General features: G+C 72.2%; 10 protein-coding genes. 2 read left to right on the top strand and 8 right to left on the bottom strand.

Annotated elements, in window-relative coordinates:
• Positions 1-99: 99 nt before the first annotated feature.
• From FHG89_RS06190 to FHG89_RS06155, 8 genes are all read right to left on the bottom strand, one after another.
• On the bottom strand, positions 100-1593 hold the full coding sequence (locus FHG89_RS06190) for an FAD-binding oxidoreductase (protein ID WP_139583392.1): 1494 nt from the start codon (positions 1591-1593) through the stop codon (positions 100-102).
• A 150-nt stretch (positions 1594-1743) separates the two neighbouring features.
• Positions 1744-2472, bottom strand: coding sequence for an HD domain-containing protein (locus tag FHG89_RS06185; RefSeq protein ID WP_139583391.1), 729 nt, complete (start codon positions 2470-2472; stop codon positions 1744-1746).
• Between the two features lie 59 nt (positions 2473-2531).
• Entirely contained in the window at positions 2532-3872 is a 1341-nt protein-coding gene (locus tag FHG89_RS06180) for a pectate lyase family protein (protein WP_139583390.1), read from the bottom strand.
• Positions 3873-3886: 14 nt separating this feature from the next.
• Positions 3887-5086: a Gfo/Idh/MocA family protein gene (locus tag FHG89_RS06175; RefSeq protein ID WP_139583393.1), complete on the bottom strand. Its 1200-nt coding sequence runs from the start codon at positions 5084-5086 to the stop codon at positions 3887-3889.
• 28 nt (positions 5087-5114) lie between these two features.
• Positions 5115-6608, bottom strand: coding sequence for a mannitol dehydrogenase family protein (locus FHG89_RS06170; RefSeq protein WP_139583389.1), 1494 nt, complete (start codon positions 6606-6608; stop codon positions 5115-5117).
• Positions 6599-7903 carry an enolase C-terminal domain-like protein gene (locus FHG89_RS06165; RefSeq protein WP_139583388.1) on the bottom strand — a complete coding sequence of 435 codons (1305 nt, stop codon included), beginning with the start codon at positions 7901-7903 and terminating at the stop codon, positions 6599-6601. The genes FHG89_RS06170 and FHG89_RS06165 overlap by 10 nt, the downstream gene beginning before the upstream one ends.
• Positions 7900-9333, bottom strand: coding sequence for a glucuronate isomerase (gene uxaC / locus FHG89_RS06160; protein WP_139583387.1), 1434 nt, complete (start codon positions 9331-9333; stop codon positions 7900-7902). Before uxaC ends, FHG89_RS06165 begins: the two co-directional genes overlap by 4 nt.
• A 23-nt stretch (positions 9334-9356) precedes the next feature.
• Positions 9357-10685, bottom strand: a complete 1329-nt coding sequence (locus FHG89_RS06155) for a Gfo/Idh/MocA family protein (protein WP_139583386.1) — start codon at positions 10683-10685, stop codon at positions 9357-9359.
• Between the two features lie 238 nt (positions 10686-10923).
• Between FHG89_RS06155 and FHG89_RS06150 the strand changes: the two genes are divergently transcribed.
• Positions 10924-12054: a LacI family DNA-binding transcriptional regulator gene (locus tag FHG89_RS06150; protein ID WP_139583385.1), complete on the top strand. Its 1131-nt coding sequence runs from the start codon at positions 10924-10926 to the stop codon at positions 12052-12054.
• Between the two features lie 19 nt (positions 12055-12073).
• The gene (locus FHG89_RS06145; RefSeq protein ID WP_139583384.1) at positions 12074-13420 is read left to right on the top strand and encodes an ABC transporter substrate-binding protein; all 1347 of its coding nucleotides are present in this window, start codon (positions 12074-12076) and stop codon (positions 13418-13420) included.
• The last annotated feature ends 1 nt before the right edge of the window (position 13421 follow it).

The raw sequence follows: 13421 nt of genomic DNA, 5'->3' as shown, positions 1-13421 counted from the left end.
GTGGGGTGGGAGGTGATCCGGCGGTGCGGGGTGGCGTGCCTCCCGCATCGCAGGTCGGGCCGGTCGGGCCGGTCGGGCCGGTCGGGCCGGTGAGGCCGGTCAGGATGTCGCGGGCGGGACGCTCTGCTCGTACTGGAAGACGTTGTGTGGGTCGTACTTCGCCTTGATCTTGCGCAGTCGCGTGAAGTTGTGCCCCCAGTAGGCCTTCTCCCACTCCGCCATGCCGATGTTCGGCACGTTGACGTAGGCGCCGTCCACGTAGGGACGTAGCGCCTGGCTGAACTCGGCGATCCAGGTCTGGGCGATCGGGGTGACCGCGTCATCGCTGTCGGGCTCGCCGCGAGTGCCCCAGCCCGCGCCGGGCTCGGAGTAGAACAGCGCGTCACGGTGCGGAAAGGCCGCCCCGCCAAAGGGCTCCTGTCGTTGGGCTCCGGACCCGAAGGCCTGGGTGAAGAAGTTGCTGTCCGGCGACGGTGCGTTCTCCATGAACTCGCGGATGGCGCTGATCGCCTTCGTCGGGAACGGCTCCCTGGTGAACTGTGAGAAGAACTTCCACTTCGCCGGCTCTTCGTCGTTCGGGATCTGAAATCCGGCGTACGTCTCGCCCCAACCGCCGATCTGCACAGTGACCTCGGGCTTGCCGATCGAGAGAATCGGCTCCAGCAACCTCCTCGCCTCGGTCTCCGACCCCTCGGCGAGCACCGCGAACAGCAGAATCTCGGTCGGGTGGACCTCGAGTTGACTGCCGAGGCGGGGATCGGTGAACGGTGCGGTGCGCTGCCAGGTGTCGAAGACTCCGTGCAGGTCGTCGAGACCCGACCAGGTCGCCTGCAGGTACGCGACACTCTTGAGCGGCGCCACCTTGTACGTCAGGGAGGTGACGATCCCGAAGTTGCCGTTTCCGGCTCCGCGTAGGGCCCAGAGCAGATCCGGGTGGTTCCACGGGTCCACCTCGAGTACCTTCGCGCCGTTGACACCCGACGCGACGACGATCTCCGCGCCGATCAGGTTGTCGCAGGCCATGCCGAGATACCGGGTGAGGAACCCGAAGCCGCCCCCGAGGGTCGCACCGGACAGGCCGACGGTTCCCTCCGTGCCTGTCGTCGCCGCGAGGTCGTACTCCCCGAGCGCGGTCACCGCCTCCAACTGGTTGAGCCCCGCGCCGACCTTCGCCGTACGGGTCGCGGTGTCGATGTGGACGTCCTTCAGCTCGCTGACGTCGATCACGATGCCGTTGTCGACGTTCGACCAGCCTTCGAGGCTGTGCCGGCCGCTGCGCACCCGCAGCGCGACGTCGTGCTGCCGCGCCCAGGTGAGGGCGTTCACCACGTCCTGGGTCTCCTGGGCGAAGACGATGACCAGCGGGTAGCGCACGAACAGTTCGTCCCACCCGAGGCTCGCCTCCGCGTAGTCGGGGCTCTGGGGGCGGACGATGCGGCCGGTCAGCTTCGCGGGCGGGTAGGTGGCACCGGACGGGCCGGGGCCGTCCGTGGCGAACGCCGAGCTGCCGCCGACCATCATGCCCGGCAGAGCGACCGCCCCGGCGCCAACCGCTGTCGCCTTGAGTAGATCGCGCCGTGAAAGGTCGCGCATGGTCACATCCTCTCGATCGGGTCGCACCAGGCATTTCGACCAAGAGGTCTCTTGGTTCGCATCTGGTGCAAAACCAACCGTACGGCCGGGAGGCGTCCCCGGGATCTGAGAACTTGTCGCAGAACCCGGTCGAGTGATGCCCTGACCTGGTCAGTTAGGGAGGGCCGGCTGGTCCAGGATGGCGCTGAACCGCTCCTCGGCCAGGTCGAGCTGGCCGAAGATGTGCCGCTTCACCGCCGGCGACAGCGGGGTGTCCGGCCGGCCGATCAGATCGCGGAACAGCGGCACCAGCGGCCGGTACTTACGGGCCGAGGAGACCACCTTCGGCCCGACCGTGTGGATCACGCCCACGCCGTTGTCGGTGAAGTCCGACACCTTGATCACGCGCGCCCACGGCTCCCGCTCCAGGCTGACCGCCAGGTGCTCCCGGTACTGGGTGTTCCGGTCACGCTCCGGGTCGTACGCCGGGTTGGTGACGGCGGCGACAAGCGCCGCCACCCGCGGCCCGAACCGCGCGGCGAGCGCGTTCAGCGCCGCCGCTGTCTGGTCGGTGCCCGCCTCGCCGTCGGCCAGCTCGGCCGGGTGGTCCTCGACCGAGTCGTGCAGCACACCGGCGACGATCACGTCCACGTCGCGCACCTGGTAGTGGTGCATCAACCGGATGGCCACCCGCAGCAGGTGGTTGAGGTACGGCTCGCGCACCCGCCGGTCGTCGCGGTGCAGGTCGGCCGCGAGGTCCAGCGCGGCGGTGAGCCTCGCGCGGGCGTCGGCGTCGAACTGCTGGATCTCCAGCCGGAAGCGTTCCAGCAGGCCCGGCTCACCGTGGATCTCCGTGATCGCGTGCATCGGCATGCTGCCCAGGTGCGGCGGGAAGTCCATGCGTCACTTATAGCCGATCATCACCACTTCGATGGCCCCGGCGCGGGCGGGTCGGCTGTTCACATCGGCAGCCGGTCGGCGCCGGCGAGGGGACCGACCACGAGGGGGACCAACGGGGCCGGCAGGACCGGGCCGTGGCGCAGGGTGGGCGTCCAACCCGCGTCGGCGCCCAGATCGGGGTCGTGCGCCGCGTTGTACGCCGCCAGCAGGTCGACCGGCCGCGCCGCGCCACCGCCCTGGCGTACCCAGGTGCCCCGCTCGTTGAGGGCGGTGCCGCCCCAGTCGTAGAGCAGGTCGGCCGGGTCGAGGTCCGCGTCCACTGTGAAGAAGTTGTTCTGCGCGTAGATCGCCGACTGCACGCCGACGCCAAGCGCGTACTGGAAGTCGTCGCCGCCGAGCCGGTAGTGGTTGTTGTAGACGTCGACCTGGCCGAAGCGCACCCGGGGCAGCCGTTGCAGGACGCCGTCGAAGAGGTTGTGGTGCAGGGTGACCTTCAGCCGTCCCACGTCCGGGCCGACGGTGTTGGACGAGCCGATCAGCATCAGCTTGTCCCGCCCGGTGAAGCGGTTCCACGAGGCGGTGACTCCGCTGGCGGTGTGCGTGATGTCCAGCGAGCCGTCGTGCACCTGGTACGGCCGGCCGAAGTGCACCGGCTGGGCGCTGTCCGGGTTGTCGCCGTCGGTGAAGGTGTTGTGGTCGACCCAGACGTTCTCGCTGCGGCGTACGGAGATCTGGTCGTACTGGCTGTTCCAGTTGCCGGCCTCGCCGTCGGTCGGTGACCAGGCGGGGAAGCAGTCCCGCGCGTCGACGAATGTGAGGTTGCGGACGATGACGTTGGACGCCCGGTCGATCATGAGGGTGAGTCCGGTCAGCCGTGCGCCGCGCAGCCCGACGATCGTCGTGTTGGGGCCCACGTTGATCTGCGTCTGGCGGGTCTGGTTCGCCACCGACCGGACCCGGGCCTCCTCCAGTGGGCCGGCCGGCGGCACCCGACCCCACACCGCCGGGTCGTACGCGGCCAGGTAGGCGTCCAGCCGGTACCCGGGGTCGGCCAGGTCGGCGCAGTCCAGCGGGGTGCCGTCGGGTCCTTCGAAGCCGTCGACGTCACCGTCGACGTAGATCAACTTCGGGGTGGCGTCGGAGGCGTTGCCGGCGTTGTCGCCGCCCAGGGCGGCCACCAGCTCGGCACGGCTGCCGACCACGCGGGTGCGTTCCGGTGTGGCCGCCGACCCGCCGGTGGTGCCGGGGCCGTCGGCCGCCCAGCCGTCCCGGTCTGGCAGGGTCTGCCGCCCGATCTGCTGAGCCAACCCGCCGAGCCGGTCGGGTCGGGCCGCGGCCCCGGCCGGCGCGGCGACGAGGAGGAGGGCGGTCACCGTGGCGCCCGCGAGGATTCTGCGCATCGGTCTCTCCCAGATCAGTGGTGGTGGTTGGGGCGGCTGTCGGTCAGTTCGGCGCGGTACGCGGGCACCGCCCACGGCACGCCCAGTTCGCTGGGCAGCGCCCCCTGCTCGGCTGACCGGCGCAGCACGTCCACGACGCCCCGCAGGTGGCGGACCCGATCGCCGCCGTCGCCCACACCGACGACCAGGTCGCCGTCGAGCAGTCGTGGCTCCGGCGCGGCCCGCAGCGCCTCGAGCAGCGCGGTGAACGGGGCGGTACGGGACAGCGGCGCGATGAGCGGCGCCCCGAGCGGGTCGGCCCGGTGCGCGAGCAGGTTCTCCAGCAGACCCTGCCGGCCGGGGACCCGGCGGGTCACCACGTCACCGGGCAGCCGCAGCCGGTCGGTCGGGTACTCCAGCACCGCCCGCCCCCCGGTGCCGGTCACCACCACCTCACCGGCCACGAACTCCTCGGCGGCCAGGGTGACCGCGACCAGCACCGGAGGGCCGGCGCGGAACCGGATCCGCAGCACGGCGGTGTCCTCCACCTCGATGGGCCGGACCCGGTATCGCTCCACCTCGACCGCGACCGGCCAGGGCGGCGCCCCGCCGAGCGACTCGGCGACGGCGAGGCACTGCATCACCGCGTGCGCCAACGGGTTGGCCAGCGCGCCGTCCAGCACCGGCCGCCCGTTCAGCGTGCGCCGGCCGGCCCACGCGGAACGGGCGTAGTAGGCGTCCGGGCGCTGCCAGGCGGCGACGGTGGCGATTCCGGTGACCGTGCCGAGACGGCCGGCGGCCAGCGCGTCGGTCAACGCGGTAAGCGCCGCCGAACCGAGCGCCTGGAATCCGACCTGGGCCACCCGGCCGGCGGTGGTCAACGCCCAGGTCAGCTCGTCGTGCTCGGCCAGGGACAGCACCGGCGGTTTCTCCAGCAGCAGGTCGGCGCCGGCGGTGAGGGCGTCGCGGGCGATCGGCAGGTGCGTGTGCGGCGGGGTGCAGATGACCACCACCTGCGGCCGGGTGGCGGCGAGCATCGCCCGGTGGTCGGTGAACACCTGGACCCCGGGCGGCAGTGGCGCCTCCGGGTCGTCCTGCACCGGCTCGACGTCGACGAGCGCGACCAGACGCAACCGGCCGTCGGCGTGCATCGGCGCGATCACCCGGCGGTGCCACCGCCCGTGCCCGTTCGCCCCGATCACCGCCACCCGCGTCGGCGGCGCCGCCCCGTTCACCGGGCACCGGCCGGCGGTAGGCGCCCGCTCACCGGACACCGGCCAGGGTGGCCTCGACGCCGTGGCGTTCCAGGGCGGTCAGCCAGGCGGTCACCTCGGCGCGTACCTCGTCGTCGCCGGCCACCTCGGCCGGGATGACCTCGCGCAGCGCGAAGACCGCGTCCACCGCGCCGGCCGGGCTCTGCGCGCCGGCGTCCAGCGCGGCCCGGATCGGCCCGGCGAGCGGGTCCTGGAACGGCAGCGGCCGGCCGTCGTCGGCGTACCCCAGCGCGAAGCGCAACCAGGCCGCCACGACCAGCGCGCCCCAGCGCGCGGACCGCCCGGTGGCGCGCAGGTCGGCGATGGTGTGCAGGACCCGCTGCGGCAACTTCTGCGAGCCGTCCATCGCCACCTGCAGGGTGCGGTGCCGGATCGCCGGGTTGCCGAACCGGGCGAGGGCCTGCTCGCCGTAGTCGACCACCCGCACCCCCTCGGGCGGCGTGAAACTGGGCGCGACGTCCTCGGCGATCAGGCGGCGCAACACGTCGGTCAGGTGCGGGATCTCCAGGGCGTCGGCGATCGTCTCCCGGCCGGCCAGGGCCCCCAGGTACGCCACGGCCGAGTGCACGCCGTTGAGGCCGCGCAGCTTCAACCGCTCCCACGGCCCGGCGTCGCCGGTGAGCACCGCCCCGGCGTGCTCCCAGCCCGGCCGTCCGCCCAGGAAGTCGTCCTCGATGACCCAGTGCGCGTACGGCTCGGCCGCCACCGCCGCCAGGTCGGTCACACCCAGCGCCCGCCGGGCCGCGTCGATGGTGTCGGGGGTGCTGGCCGGCACGATGCGGTCCACCATGGTCCCCGGGCAGGTGACGTTGCCGGCGACCCAGTCGACCAGCCCGGCGGGCACCCCGGTGGCGCTGCCGACCGCCTGGTCCACCAGGCCCCGCAGCCGTCGACCGTTGGCGGGCAGGTTGTCGCAGCTCACCAGGGCCAGCGGCCCGGCGTCCGCGGCGGCCCGGGCGGCCAGCCCACGCAGCAGCAGGCCCGGCACGGTGGTCGGCGGGCGGCCGCCGGCCAGGTCCGCGGCGAGCGCCGAATCCGGGGACAGCTGGCCGGTCACCGGGTCGAGCTGGTACGCCTTCTCGGTGACGGTAAGCGTCACGACCCGTACCGCCGGGTCGGCGAGCAGCGCCACCACCGCGTCCGGGTCGCTGGCCGCGTGGCGTACGCCGCTCAGCGCGCCCACCACCCGGGTGGTGCTGCCGGCGGCCGAGAGGGTGCTGACGCTGAACAGGTTGTCCTGCCCGGCGAGGGCCTCCACCAGCGCGGTGCTGCGGGGGGCGACCGCCACGATGCCCCAGTCGCCGCCGACCGCTCCCACCGCCGCCTCGGTGTAGACGGCCTGGTGCGCGCGGTGGAACGCGCCCAACCCCAGGTGGACGACGCCGGTCGGCACGGTGCCCGGCCGGATCAGCGGACGGGCCTCGACGGGCAGTCGGCGCAGCACACCCAGGCCGAGCCGGGAGGCGCCGACGGTCACCGCCACGCCGGACCGTCCGGGAAGCGGAACTCGGCGACCGACGCCGGCTTCATGGTGGCGCTGTAGCCGGGTTGCTCGGGTAACAGGTACCGGCCACCGCGGGTACGCACCGGGTCGACGAAGTGCTCGTGCAGGTGGTCGACGTACTCGATCATCCGTCCGTCCAGACTGGCGCCCACCCGTAGGTAGTCGAAGATGGCCAGGTGCTGGACGTACTCGCAGAGCCCGACACCGCCGGCGTGCGGGCAGACCGGCACCCCGAACTTCGCCGCGAGCAGCAGCTCGGCCAGGACCTCGTTGACGCCGCCGACCCGGCACGCGTCGACCTGCATCACGCCGATCGCCTCGGCCTGGAGCAACTGCTTGAAGATCACCCGGTTGGCGGCGACCTCGCCGGTGGCCACCCGGCACCGGCCGCCGGTCAGCTCGGTGACCGCGCGGGCGATCCGGGCGTGGCCGAGGATGTCGTCGGCGTGGGTCGGCTCCTCGATCCAGTACGGGTCGACCTCCGCGAGGGCCGTCATCGCGGTGATCGCCTCGTCGACGTCCCAGACCTGGTTGGCGTCCATCATCAGCAGCGCGTCCGGGCCGATCTCGGACCGGATGATCCGCGCCCGGCGCAGGTCGTCGACGAGCGGGCCACCGACCTTCATCTTCATCGCCCGCCAGCCGCCGTCGTACGCCTGCCGGGTCAGCGCCCGCACCTTGTCGTCCGGGTAGCCGAGCCAGCCGACCGAGGTGGTGTACGACGGGAAACCGTCGCGCTCCAGCGTGGCCAGCCGGTCGGCCAGCCCGTCGCGTCCCTTGTCGAGGATGGCCGCCGCCTCGTCGGGGGTGAGCGCGTCGGTGATGTGGTGGAAGTCGATGCTGGCGACGAGGTCGTCGGTGGGCAGTTCGGCGAGGAACCGCCACATCGGTTTGCCGGCCATCCTGGCCCGCAGGTCCCACACCGCGTTGACCAGAGCGCCGGTCGCCATGTGGATGACGCCCTTCTCCGGGCCCAGCCAGCGCAACTGCACGTCGGCGCTGAGCGAACGCCAGAACGTCACCGGCTCGGCCGCGATCTCCTCGATCGTGCGTCCCCGCACGTGGTGGGACAGCGCCTGCACCGCCGCGCAGGTGATCTCGTTGCCCCGGCCGTTGGTGAAGGTGAACCCCGCGCCGACCGGTCCGGCGTCGGTGCCCAGCTCGACGTACGTCGCCGAGTAGTCACCCCGGTTGATGGCGTCGGAGCCGTCGCCCCGGGCGGCGGTCGGGAACCGCACGTCGTGCACGTCGACGGACGTGATGGTGGTGGTCACTGGTCAGCCTCTCCGAAGTTGAAGACCCGCTTGGGCAGCCGGTACGCCAGGTCGACGATGGTCTCGGCGGCCTCGTCCATCGGCAGCCGGTGCTCGGCGACGAGCCGGGCCAGGAAACCGGCGTCCACCCGGCGGGCCACGTCGTGCCGGACCGGGATGGAGCAGAACGCCCGGGTGTCGTCGACGAACCCGGTGGTGTTGTAGAAGCCGGCGCTCTCGGTGACCGTCTCCCGGAATCGGCGCAGCACCTCGGGGGAGTCCAGGAACCACCAGGGCGCGCCGAGCAGCAGCGCCGCGTACCCACCCGCGAGGGGGGCCAGCTCGCGGGTGAAGGTGTCCTCGTCGAGGGTGTAGAGCACCACGCGCAGTCGAGGGTCGTTGCCGTGGCGCTCCAGCAGCGGCGCGAGCGCGTGCACGTACTCGGTGGCCTGCGGGACGTCGCCGCCGACGTCGCGGCCGTGTCGGGCGTGCAGCCAGCGGTTGTGGTTGCGTACCGCGCCGGGATGCAGCTGCATGACCAGGCCGTCGTCGAGCGACATCCGGGCGAACTCCATGAGCATGTGCGCCCGGAAGGCCTCCGCGTCGGCCGCGTCGGCCTCGCCGCGCAGGCCCCGGTCGTAGAGCCGCTCGGCCTCGGCCGGGGTCAGGTCCAGGGTGCGCGCGGTGGGATGCCCGTGGTCCGACGAGGTCGCCCCGGCGGCGATGAACGCGGCCCGGCGGGCGCGCAGCGCCGCCAGGTAGCCGGTGTACGCGCCGGTGTCCTCGCCGGCCAGCTCGCCGAGGCGCCGCACGTTCGTCGTCCAGCCGTCGAACTCCATGTCCACCACGTCGTCCGGGCGGAACGTGGTGACGACGCGGCCGCCCGGCCCGCCCCAGCCGTCGGCGGCGAGCTTGGCGTGCTGCCCCAGGTCGTCCAGCGGGGACTCGGTGGTCGCGAGGACCTCGATGCCGAACCGTTCGAACAGCGCCCGGGGCCGGAAGTCCGGCTCGGCGAGCCGGGCCGCGATCTCGTCGTAGAGGGTGTCGGCGGTGGCCGGACCGAGGGGAGTGTGCACGCCGAACACGGTGCGGAAGGTCTGCTCCAGCCAGAGCCGCGACGGGGTGCCCCGGAACAGGTGCCAGTGCGCGGCGAACCGCCGCCAGATCACCCGGCCGTCGCTCTCGGTCGGGCTGCCGTCGCGGGTGGGCACACCCAGGTCCGCCGGGGGTACGCCCTGGCTGAGCAGCATCCTGGTCAGGTAGTGGTCGGGCACGATGAGCAGCCGCGCCGGGTCTGGAAAGGGCTGGTCCTCGGCGAGCAGGGCCGGGTCGACGTGCCCGTGCGGCGAGATGATCGGTTGCTCCGCCGCGAGGGCGTACAGCTCCCGGGCCAGCGCGCGTTGGCCGGGCTCGGACGGCAGGAGCAGGTCGGTGTGGTCGGACGTCGGCACGGGGCGGGGCTCCTCGTCGGTGGTCAGGAGAGGGTGAGCAGGTCGGCGACCCGGACCGGTTGACCGGTCTCGAAGGACCGGTTGGCGGCCAGGCCGGTGAGCAGGGCCAACGCGCCGTCGTGGGCGGTCGCGGCGCGGTCCAGCGGGTCGGGCCGGCCACCCAGGAGCACGCCTGTCATCCGGGCGTCCGCGCCGCCGTGGCCGTGCCGGGTACGGCCCTGCACGGGGATCTGCCGGGGCGGTTCCCAGAACGGGCGCAGCGTGAGCGTCGCGCCACCGCCCTCGGCCGGCGCCTCGACGCCGTGCAGGGCGGCGCCCTTGACCGCGCCGGCGGTGCCCCGGTCGACGAAGTCGTTCTCGGTGACCTCCAGTTCGAGGCGGCCTCGACTGCCGTTGACCATCACCCGGTAGCCCTCCCAGGGGGCGTACGCGGTGAGGTGGTAGGTCATCGTGGCGCCGGTGGAGTAGCGGGCGAGCACCGCCATGTCGTCCTCGATGCTCACGCCTGGGGCGAAGACGTTGCGGTCGCGCTGGTAGCCGTCCTCGGCCTCGGCGTCGAGGTACAACTCCCGCAGCCGGGGGTGCGCGTCGAGTCGCAGCGCGAACGGGTCGTCGACGGCGGCGGGGGAGCCGTGCGCCCGTTCGTAGCCGCGGGCGTAGCCGTGCCGGCGGCCACCGTCGCCGTAGAAGAAGAGCCGGCCGGCGGCGTACACCTCGACCGGGGTGGCGGCCAGCCACCAGTTGACCAGGTCGAAGTGGTGACTGGCCTTGTGCACCATCAGGCCGCCGGAGGTGGCCTTGTCGCGGTGCCAGCGGCGAAAGTAGTCGGCGCCGTGGCGGACGTCGAGCAGCCACTCGAAGTGCACCGAGCCGATCTCGCCGACCGCGCCCTCGGCGAGCAGCCGCCGGACCTGTTCGTGCAACGGGTTGTAGCGGTAGTTGAAGGCGACTGTCACCCGGCCGCCGGTCTCGGCCACCGCGTCGAGGATGCGCCGGCAGCGCGGCGCGTCCACGGTCATCGGTTTCTCGGTCACCACGTCCCGGCCGGCCCGCAGCGCGGCCACCACGTACTCGTCGTGGGTGACGTCGACGCTGGTGACCAGGACGACGTCGACGCGTTCGGAGTCCAGCATGGCCGCGAAGTCACCGGCCGGGTACGTGGGAACCGGACGGTGACCCAGCTCGGCCAGCCAGCGGTTGTGCGCGTCCATCCGTGCCTGGTTGGTGTCGGCGAAGGCGACCAGCTCGGTGGTGTCGCTGTGGTCGAGCACCAGGGCGCGCACGAACATCTCGGCCCGCGCGCCGGTGCCGACGACGGCGTACCGGACCCGTCCGCCGGCTCTGGATGACATTCGGTGGCCTCCCCGGTGATCCTGCAAAGGTTTGCAGTGAAGTAATCACGGTCGATCCGATGACGTCAACGCCGACGGCGCAACCGGCGGTAAATGTTCCTATTTATGGGCCTGTAGATCACCGCTGGGAGCCTCGGCGCAACAGAACCGTAACCATCCACCGTTGACACTGGAGCAACCGTTTGCATTAATTGGCGGCACCCACGTGACCGCCGCCACATCGGACGAAAGGGCCGCCGTGCCAGTCACCATCCGGGACGTCGCCCGGGCGTCCGGTGTGCACATCTCCACCGTGTCCCGCACCTTCTCCGCGCCGCACCTGGTCAACCCGGAGACCCGGGTCCGGGTGCTGGCCTGCGCGGAGGACCTGGGCTACCGGCCGAACCGGGCCGCCCGCGCCCTGATCACCGGGCGTACCCACAACATCGGGCTGATCATCGCCGACATCGCGAACCCGTTCTTCCCGCCGCTGATCAAGGCGGCGGAGAGCCAGGCCCGGCACCGCGACTACCACGTCTTCGTGGCCGACACCAACGAGGACCCGACCGCCGAGGAGGAACTGGTCCACGCGTTGGCCAAACAGGTGGACGGGGTGCTGCTGTGCAGCCCGCGGATGAGCAACAGCCTCATCGAACAGCTCAGCCGCGAGGTGCCGCTGGTCGTGGTGAACCGCCAGGTGACCGGCCTGCCCTGCGTCCTGATGGACGTCGGGCAGGGCGCCCGGGCGGCGATCGAGCACCTGATCGGCCTCGGCCACCACCGCATCGCGTTGCTCGGCGGGCCGCGCAGCTCGTGGACCAACCGGGAGATGCGCCGCGCCGCCGCCACGGCCGCCCGCGCCGGCGGCGCCGAGCTGACCATGCTCGGCCCGAACGCGCCCACCGAGACCGGCGGCTCCGCCGTCGCCGAGCAGGTGCGGCGCAGCGGAGTGTCGGCCGTGCTCGCCTACAACGACCTGATGGCGATCGGCCTCATCGAGGGGCTCGACGCGCTCGGGGTCCGGGTGCCGCAGGAGGTGAGCGTCGTCGGGGTCGACGACATCGCCCTGAGCCGGCTCACCCGACCCAAACTGACGACGGTGGCCACACCCACCGCGGCCGCCGGCCGAACGGCCGTCGACATGCTGCTGCAACAGGACATCGAGTCACCGCGCGGCGCGCGAGGGCTCGGCGCCGGCACGGCACTCGGCGTCCGTCGTACCACTGCACAGGTAATGCTCCAGACCGACCTGGTCATCCGCGACTCGACCGGCCCGGGCCCGCGGGCCCGACCGGCACGTCCCCCGGCCGCTTCGCTTGGCCCGGACCCGCATTGCCCTGCGGGCCCGGGCATCCCGACCGCGGCCACCGGTGACGCCGTCGCCTCCTAATGCCGAGGAGTGAGCGCTCATGCACCCCGCAACGCCCCCCACCACTGACACGCCCGCCGGGCGTCATCACCGTACCCCGCTGCCCAGGCGGCGGCTGCTGCGCGGCCTGCTCGCCGCGGCCGTCGCCGCGCCGCTGATGTTCGGTGCCGCCGCGTGCGGGGACGACGGCTCCGCCGCCGACCCGAACGCCCCGGTCAAGCTCTCCATCTTCTGGTGGGGCGGCGACGCACGGGCCAAGCTGACCGAGGACGCCCTCGCGCTCTACACCAAGAAGCACCCGAACGTGACATTCGAGACGACCTGGCAGGCCAACCAGGGCTACTTCGACAAGCTGGCGACGCTCACCGCCGGCGGCAACCCGCCGGACCTGTTCCAGATCGACGACAACTACCTGGCCGAGTACGCGGCCCGCAGCACCACGCTCGACCTGACCTCCTACCAGAAGTCCGGCAAGCTGGACACCTCGAAGTTCCCCGAGAGCCTCTGGCAGTACGGGGTGGTCGACGGCAAGCTCGCCGGCCTGGCCGCCGGGGAGAACACCCAGGGCCTGGTCTACAACAAGACGCTGCTGACCAAGCACAACCTGCCCGAGCCCACGACCGGAATGACCTGGGAGGAGCACATCGCCTGGGCCGAGCAGGTCACCGCCAAGACCAAGGTGCCCGGCACCCAGGACCCGAGCGCCGACTACAAGGCGTTCTGGGTGTGGCTGCGCCAGCAGGGCAAGGACCTCTACAAGGGCTCCGAGCTGGGCTTCACCGTCGAGGACGTGACCCGGTGGTTCGACCTGTGGAAGGGCGCCCGGGACCGCAGGGCCACCCCGACCGCCGACGTCATCCACGAGGGCAACTCCAGCGACGTCACCAAGCAGTTGGTGGTCACCGGCAAGTCGGCCACCTCCTGGGTCTGGGCCAACCAGATGCCGGACCTGAAGAAGAACACCAAGGACGAGCTGGGCGTGGTCGCCTACCCCGGTGACCCGAGCGCGCAGTGGGCCCGGGCGTCGATGTACTGGTCGGTGTTCAAGGGCAGCAAGAACAAGGACGTCGCCGTCGACGTGATCAACTTTCTGACCAACGACCAGGAGGCGGTCAAGCTGCTCGGCACCGACCGCGGCCTGCCGTCCAACCTGGACCTGCGTCGGGTGGTCAGCGACGACACCACCGACCCGGCCATGAAGCAGTCCATCGCCGTCGAGGCGGAGCTGACCCAGAAGTTCGGCACGTCCCCGCAGGTGCCGATCAAGGGTCACAGCAAGGTCAAGTCCGAGCTGATCAAGGCCGCCGAGAACGCCCAGTACGGCCGGGCCACCCCCGCCGCGGCCGCCGCCCAGTTCGTCGAGGCGTGCAAGGCCGCCATCGCCTGAC

The organism is Micromonospora orduensis (genome assembly GCF_006228125.1).
GTDB classification, from domain to species: Bacteria; Actinomycetota; Actinomycetes; order Mycobacteriales; family Micromonosporaceae; genus Micromonospora; species Micromonospora orduensis.
The sequence above is the reverse complement of the archived record's forward strand: the minus strand, read 5'-3'. Positions and strand labels throughout refer to the sequence as shown.